The organism is Pseudoalteromonas sp. S4741 (assembly GCF_005886135.1).
Taxonomy (GTDB): Bacteria; Pseudomonadota; Gammaproteobacteria; order Enterobacterales; family Alteromonadaceae; genus Pseudoalteromonas; species Pseudoalteromonas tetraodonis.
In genome coordinates, this window is the sequence record NZ_PNCN01000182.1 from 1 (window position 1) to 1,509 (window position 1,509).

The 1,509-nt window shown below is 41.8% G+C and carries 1 protein-coding gene; it reads left to right on the forward strand.

Going from position 1 to position 1,509, the window contains the following annotated elements; all coding sequences use genetic code 11:
• Nucleotides 1-1,509: type I restriction enzyme subunit R domain-containing protein (locus tag CWC30_RS17295; protein WP_138627718.1), on the forward strand; the 1,509-nt coding region annotated here is incomplete at both ends.

A 1,509-nucleotide genomic window follows, 5' to 3' on the forward strand; every position in this document is an offset into this window, starting at 1 on the left:
CAGCACCCACAATTACAAAAACACGCTGGCGACAAAGTAGTTGATTCACTAATCGTGAGTCCCGACAGAACCGTTTTAGATAGCGAACTACAAGATACCATATATCAGTTTGATCATAATGAAGGGATGATAGCGCGCGTTAACCGCGAAGAGGCACAAGGCAGTAAATCGAGCCAGTTAGCCGGTGAGCTAAAAGCCAGTACCTCAATTATTATTGTAACCATACAAACCTTTCCGCATGTTTTAGAGGCTATACGTAAAGATTCTACTTTAGCTGGGCGAAGTTTTGCAGTAATAGCCGACGAAGCGCACTCTAGCCAAACAGGAACAACCGCACGTAAGTTACGTGAAGTGCTAATGGCTGAACAACTTGAAGGCGATGACGAGCTAGACAGCGAAGAGTTGCTGCGTTTGTCGCTAGAGGCTCGTAAAGGCTCTAACAATATTAGTTACTTTGCTTTTACAGCAACCCCAAAAGCGAAAACCTTAGAGCTATTTGGTCGCCCTGAAGATTTAGACGCGCCGCTAAGCGATACTAATAAGCCATTACCTTTTCATGTGTATTCAATGCGCCAAGCCATTGAAGAGGGCTTTATTTTAGATGTACTGCAAAACTACACCAGTTACCGTGTGGCGTATCAATTAGCTCACGATAACCCGCAGTCTGATCAAGAGGTAGATAGCAAAAAAGCAGCGTCTAAAATGGCTAAATGGGTAAGGCTACACCCTTATAATATTGCCCAAAAAGTTGAAACAATTGTTGAGCACTTTAATGCCAAAATTAAACACTTATTAGGCGGTGAAGCTAAAGCAATGGTGGTGACGAGTAGCCGTTTAGAAGCTGTGCGGTACAAGCTTGCTTTTGAAAAGTACGTGATGGATAAAGGCTATGAAAACGTCAATGCTATGGTGGCGTTTTCTGGTGAAGTGAACGACCCTGATATTCCTGATCATGCTTTTACTGAAAAAGCGATGAACCCTAATTTACGTGGCCGCGATATGCGCAAAGCCTTTGACACTAACGACTACCAAGTCATGTTAGTAGCGAATAAGTTTCAAACAGGGTTTGACCAACCTAAATTAGTGGCCATGTATGTTGATAAGCCATTAAAAGGCGTTGAATGTATTCAAACGCTCTCTAGGCTAAACCGTACTTGCAAAGGTAAAGACAAAACCTTTGTGCTTGATTTTGTAAACGACCCTAAAGAAATTTTAGAAGAGTTTAAAGTTTACTTTCAAACTGCTGAGCTTTCAGGGGTATCTGATCCTAATATTGTTTACGACATTATGGATAAGCTAGCTGAGGTGGGTATTTACCAATGGTTTGAAGTAGAAACTTTTGTAACCGCTTATAACAGTAAACATGCAAAGCAAGACAAGCTCACCAATATTATGAAAGCGCCGGTTGAGCGATTTAAGTTGCGCTATAAAGAAGCCACTACGGTACTGCAATCAGCCCAAAAAGAGCTGGCTAAAGCAAAAGATGACAACAACGACAAAGCGATTAAG